Here is a 3,010-nt window from a genome sequence, read left to right as displayed (position 1 = left end):
GTGCACGGACGCGTCGGTGAAGTAGGTGACCGCTGGGCAGTCGAGCTGGCCCGTGGCGCGCGCGTGACCGAGCGCCTGGGCTCCGAACGGATGCGTCGTGATGACGAGGTCGCACTCGTATGCGGCGGCAGCCACCGGGGCAGCAGCGAAACCGAGCGATCGGGTCACGAGCCGGTGCAGAGGCCGCCCGGGCTCGAGGAGCCGGAGGGTTGCTCCCCATGAGCGTGGGTGCCAACGGAGCTGCCCGTAGTACGCGGAACGCAGGATGCGTCCGAGCCGCCACGGCAGCAGGTCCACGATGTCGTGGATCTCGACTTGGCAACCGATGCCGCGCAACGCAACGGCCAGCTCACGCGCCGCCGCATTGTGCCCGGATCCGTAGCTGCCGGTGACAACAGCGATGCGCAGTGCCTGCCCGCCGGATCGTGTCGTGAGCAGCGGTTCGTTGGTCGCTGGCGCCGTTCTGATCGTCATGGTTCCGAGAATGGCCTCGCACGGATGAAGGCCAGATGAAGCGCCACCGATCAGCGGTGACCGAGCGTCGCTCAACTGCTGGTTTCCTGCACCAGCGCACCCCGTAAACGACGCTCGTGCCGGCACTTGAGGCCGGGAGTTGAGCTCGCCGGGCCGGCCTGGTCTGCGGAGACAGACAGACCGACCGTCGGCGCCCGAGGTCACCAAACGGTTTCGCCCCACGTGACCCGGAGTTGCGCCTTCATCGTCGCTTCATGTCGTCCTGCCTACGGTCAGGTCGACCCCGTCAGATACGGCGGGCACGTTGGAGGAGGCACGGTGGCAGCGAGCGGGTCAGCAGTGCTGTGGGGCGCGGCGCAAGAGGACTGGTTCGGCGCGGTCAACCACTTCGCGCGCCTTACTCCCTGGCTTCACACCCCGGCGCGCCTGTATGCCGAGTACGGGACCGTCCTGTTTGCGGGGGTGCTCATGTGCGCGTGGCTCCTGACGCGCCGCGACGGCGACCTGGATCGTGTGACGGCAGCACTCTGGGCTCCGTTGGGCGCATTGATCGCGATTGGCGTCAACCAGTTCTTGGTTGCGGCCTTCGCCGAACCACGGCCCTACACGGTCCTGCCTGACGCCCTCGTGCTTGTGTCACGCAGCACGGACTACTCGTTTCCGAGCGACCATGCGGTGATGGCGGGCGCGGTGACCGTCGGAGTGCTTTTGGCCAACCGAAAGCTCGGCGCGTTGACGGCCGGACTCGCGGTGCTGATGGCAGTCACTCGGGTCTACGTGGGTGCCCACTTCCCGCTGGACGTGGCAGCCGGTTTGGCCGTAGGTGCGATCGTGGCGCTCGGGTCGTACGGTGCCGCTCGACCTGTGTTCTCGCGGTTGGTCCTGCGCCTGTCGCGGACTCCGGTGCGGCCTTTCGTGACCGCTCAGCCCGTCGGGACATCGCGATGACCGGACTGTTGGAGCAACTTCTGTCGACGCCGGCGTGGCTGGTGCTGCTGGTGGTGTTCGCGCTTCCCGCTCTCGAGTCTTCGGCCTTCCTCGGGTTCATCTTTCCCGGGGAGACAGCGGTGCTGCTGGGTGGCGTGGCCGCCAGCCAGGGTCAGGTACCGCTGCCCGCGGTTGTGCTCGCGGGCGTCGGTGGCGCGATCCTCGGCGATGCTGTCGGATACGTCGTCGGGCGCCGCTGGGGTCGCAGGATCCTCGGTTCGACGCTCGGCCGCTTCACGAACGCCAGCCACCTGGAGCGCGCCGAACGTGCGCTGATACGCCGGGGCGGGTGGGCCGTCTTCATCGGTCGGTTCACAGTCGCCCTGCGCGTCATGATCCCCGGCCTAGCGGGAATGGCCCGGATGCCCTACCGCCGGTTCCTGAGAGCCAACGTCGCTGGCGGCGCAGCGTGGGGGGCGCTCATAGCCACCGCCGGCTATCTGGCCGGCAACAGCTGGCATACCGCCGAGCGCTACGTCACCGGTGCAGGCGTCGCGCTGACAGGCGCCGTGGTTGCGCTCATAGTTGGCCGCCGAATCATCGGTCGCCTCACCCGGCCCCGGCGCGCCAAGACCGAGGAACGCGACCGATCCGCAACAGGTCGAGGAGCCATGCTGCGCGTGGCGTGCACTCCTGATCACCCTGCGTCTCGTCTCTCATGACCTCGATGGTGCTGTCGTGAATGGCGCTGGGTCCCTCGACGTTCGCGATGGTGCGCCTCCACCCGCCGTCACGTCGCCGAGCGACTCCCGTGGCTGGGGCATCTGGTCGATCGTCGGTATCGGCGTCGCGGCGGTACTCGCGGCAGCGGCGTGGCTACCGTTCGTCGACGTCCCGCTGTCGCCAGACGAGAGCGGATTCCTCCTCCTCGCCCAGCACTGGAGCCCGGGCTCCTCGCTCTACGGCTCCTACTGGGTCGACCGTCCGCCGCTGCTGCTAGGGCTCTTCTCCCTCGCCGCACATCTGGGACCAGCCGGCCACTCGGCCGCGGGCCTCACCGCGCCGTCCGTGAAGTTGCTGGGAGCGGTGGCAAGCGGACTGGCAGTCCTATTGGCCGGTGTCGTCGCGCACGTCGTCTCCCCGGGCCGGCGCTGGACGCGTCGCATCACGGTCGTCGGTGCGGTTGGCGTGCTGTCCAATCCCCTGCTCGGGATGCCCGAAACGAACGGCGAAGTGCTCGCGGTCCCGTTCGTGCTGATCGGGGTCGTGTGTCTGATCGTCTCAATGCCACGCGGCTGGGGTCGCCACGCCTTCCTCCTCACCGCAGGGGCCGGATCTGCGGCCATGTGCGCTGCACTCGTCAAGCAGAACGTCATCGATGTCTTCGTCTTCGCCCTCATCGTGCTGGTCGCGTCTCGGGGACGTCTGTCACGCCCGGGAACGCGGATCGGCGTGTTCCTAGGTGCGAGCGGCACAGTCCTCGCAGGAGTCCTTGGTGCCGCCGCCCTCCGGGGTACGACCCCTGCTGGGTTGTGGGATGCGATAGTCGTCTTCCGACTCCAAGCATCAGCCGTGATCCACGCCTCGGCGTCGGAAGCCACCTCTGAGC

The 3,010-nt window shown here is 68.2% G+C and carries 4 protein-coding genes; 3 read left to right on the top strand and 1 reads right to left on the bottom strand.

The genetic code is table 11. The annotated features are described in order from the left end of the window. On the bottom strand, positions 1-474 hold a 474-nt coding region (locus EPN29_13935; protein TAN31192.1), incomplete at its 3' end, for a galactosyldiacylglycerol synthase. 318 nt (positions 475-792) lie between these two features. Here EPN29_13935 and EPN29_13930 point away from each other — a divergent pair. The 3 genes from EPN29_13930 to EPN29_13920 all read left to right on the top strand — a co-directional run. Continuing rightward, complete coding sequence (locus EPN29_13930) at positions 793-1,422, top strand: phosphatase PAP2 family protein (GenBank protein ID TAN31191.1); 630 nt, start codon at positions 793-795, stop codon at positions 1,420-1,422. After that, complete coding sequence (locus tag EPN29_13925) at positions 1,419-2,123, top strand: DedA family protein (protein ID TAN31190.1); 705 nt, start codon at positions 1,419-1,421, stop codon at positions 2,121-2,123. The genes EPN29_13930 and EPN29_13925 overlap by 4 nt, the downstream gene beginning before the upstream one ends. A gap of 16 nt (positions 2,124-2,139) precedes the next feature. Then, positions 2,140-3,010: hypothetical protein (locus tag EPN29_13920; GenBank protein ID TAN31189.1), on the top strand; the 871-nt coding region annotated here is incomplete at its 3' end.

It is taken from the genome of bacterium (genome assembly GCA_004299235.1).
Classification (GTDB): Bacteria; Chloroflexota; Dormibacteria; order Dormibacterales; family Dormibacteraceae; genus SCQL01.
This window is presented reverse-complemented; position numbering and strand designations above follow the sequence as displayed.

Excerpts from the sequence above, each read along its gene's own strand:
- EPN29_13925 (TAN31190.1), top strand. The coding sequence starts at position 1,419 with ATGACCGGACTGTTGGAGCAACTTCTGTCGACGCCGGCGTGGCTGGTG.